This is a genomic window from Tenacibaculum finnmarkense (assembly GCF_900239185.1).
In the GTDB taxonomy this organism is placed as follows: Bacteria; Bacteroidota; Bacteroidia; order Flavobacteriales; family Flavobacteriaceae; genus Polaribacter; species Polaribacter finnmarkensis.
The window spans coordinates 1-2,155 of record NZ_OENA01000030.1 but is presented as its reverse complement, the minus strand read 5'-3'; the positions used below and the strand labels follow the sequence as shown (position 1 = coordinate 2,155).

3 protein-coding genes are annotated in these 2,155 nt (G+C 28.2%); all 3 read left to right on the top strand.

Annotated elements, in window-relative coordinates:
* Positions 1–247: 247 nt before the first annotated feature.
* The 3 genes from AQ1689_RS03665 to AQ1689_RS03655 are packed head-to-tail and all read left to right on the top strand — an operon-like array spanning position 248 to position 1,943.
* Positions 248–730: a toll/interleukin-1 receptor domain-containing protein gene (locus AQ1689_RS03665; RefSeq protein ID WP_101955227.1), complete on the top strand. Its 483-nt coding sequence runs from the start codon at positions 248–250 to the stop codon at positions 728–730.
* A 12-nt stretch (positions 731–742) separates the two neighbouring features.
* The gene (locus tag AQ1689_RS03660; RefSeq protein ID WP_101955226.1) at positions 743–1,288 is read left to right on the top strand and encodes a TIR domain-containing protein; all 546 of its coding nucleotides are present in this window, start codon (positions 743–745) and stop codon (positions 1,286–1,288) included.
* Positions 1,275–1,943, top strand: a complete 669-nt coding sequence (locus tag AQ1689_RS03655; protein WP_101955225.1) for a hypothetical protein — start codon at positions 1,275–1,277, stop codon at positions 1,941–1,943. The genes AQ1689_RS03660 and AQ1689_RS03655 overlap by 14 nt, the downstream gene beginning before the upstream one ends.
* Positions 1,944–2,155 lie beyond the last annotated feature (212 nt).

The window sequence follows — 2,155 nt, the reverse complement described above, 5'->3', positions numbered from 1 at the left end:
GTCAATGCTTCACCGTATATAGTAACCTTAATTCTCTCTTTTATTCTTTCTGATTATATATCAAATGTATTAAAAGACAAACTTAAGACGTGCATAGTTCATTGCTTGTTGATTTTCTTGCAGAAAATCCTCGCGCACGTTGAAGTTTTAATTTTTTAAACTATATTAGTGCTATGATTTCGTAACGAAACCATGCACAAATACGTTCTAAACCATTTAGAAAATTATTGCTAAAAAAGAAATTATTATGCCAACAAAAGTATTTATTAGTCATCAAAAAAAAGACAGAAACGAGGCTGAAAAAATCGCAAAATATTTGGAGAAAGTTGGAATTGATGTTTATTTCGATGAATATGATAAAGAATTACAGATTGCAACAGAAAATGACGACCCGAAAGCCGTTGTTAATGCTATTAAAAAAGGAATTAATAATTCAACACATATGCTTTGTGTGATTTCAAAAAACACCTTAACTTCAAAATGGGTTCCATTTGAAGTTGGATATGGCTTTGATAAAACAGATTTATCTACAGTTATATTGAAAGGAATTAATAACACCGAATTACCCGATTACATAAAAACCGCCCCTATTATTAGAGATATTTATGATATAACAATTTTTGCAAAAAAATACGGAAACAACTATATACTTGAAACTAAAATATTTTCTGATTATAAAAATGAAAGTCATCCTTTAAATAACATAATGGATAGATTAATAACAATCTAAAAAATATAATAAATGAATACCCAAAGACATAAGGTTTTTGTAAGTTATCATCACGCAAATGACCAATACTATAAAAACTCCTTCGAGGAGCTATTTAGTCGTAATTATGATATTATGGTTTCAAAATCTGTTCAAATAGGTGAAATAGACCCTTACTTAAAAACAGAAACAATTCGACAAAAAATCCGAGATGAATATTTAAGAGATACTTCTGTTACTGTTGTATTAATAGGAACAGAAACTTGGAAAAGAAAACACGTTGATTGGGAGATTGCAGCAAGTATTAGAAGTACTCTATATAATTCTCGTTCAGGATTAATAGGAATCTTTTTACCTTCACACCCTGATTTTGGAAAAGATAAATATAAAAAAAATATAATCCCTCCACGCCTATATGATAATGCAAATTGTGGTTTCACAAAACTATATGATTGGAATACAAACCCACAGATTGTTCAAGGTTGGATACACGAAGCATTTATAAATAGAAATAAAATAAATCCAGATAATTCTTATCCGAGTTTCTCAAAGAATAGAACAAGTAATGAATGGAGTTAATATTAAAATAATTGATGTATTTTTTAATAAAGAAAACTTTGTCTTTTCTTTAGATTTGAATGTATGGTTATTACTTTTAATAATTGGTTTAACTTTTCTAATCAGATATTTAATTAAAAATCACAAACAAGAATCGTCAATTCAAGAAGATGTTGAACTTGTAAAAATAAAGTATAAAATTGGTGGTGCTGATTTTGAATATCAAATTACTCGAAATTACCAAAATATTGAAATTGCTCATAAAATTTATATTGAATTAATTACAAGAAAAGCGGCTATTGAAATTGAAGATGGCAAAGACGTAATTGTTGAAATTTATAATTCTTGGTACTCACTTTTTAAAATAACAAGGGATGAGTTAAAATCTTTTAACGGCAAGTTATTAAAAGATAATAATACTTCTCAAGAATTAATTCTTTTATTGACAGACGTCCTTAACAAAGGATTACGACCACATTTAACAGAATATCAAGCACGATTTAGAAAATGGTATTCTGAACAATTAATTGAAAATACTGGGAAAAGTCCACAAAAAATACAAACAAGTTTTGAAGAATACGAAGAGTTGATGTCTTCTATGAAAGATGTAAACAAAACTTTAATTGAATATTCAAAACAACTGAAAAAGATTATTGAAGGAAAAAAAACGGTGTAGAACATCGTATATAATTTATTGCTAGTTCTAGGCTACTTACGAAAATCCTTAGGGGATTTTCTATTCCGTTTTTATTTACTAAATTAGTGCTTTAAAACGCAACAAACCATATACAAAACGTTGTGTGCAATATCTCAATTGGACAGGACAGTTTTTTCGAAGGATCACGCTGGAATATTGGAGTATTAAATTAGGATCACTTCTAGCGGACA

Bases quoted from the DNA above. Each gene is read 5' to 3' on its own strand.
- AQ1689_RS03665 (WP_101955227.1), top strand. From the start codon at position 248: ATGCCAACAAAAGTATTTATTAGTCATCAAAAAAAAGACAGAAACGAG.
- AQ1689_RS03660 (WP_101955226.1), top strand. From the start codon at position 743: ATGAATACCCAAAGACATAAGGTTTTTGTAAGTTATCATCACGCAAAT.
- AQ1689_RS03655 (WP_101955225.1), top strand. From the start codon at position 1,275: ATGAATGGAGTTAATATTAAAATAATTGATGTATTTTTTAATAAAGAA.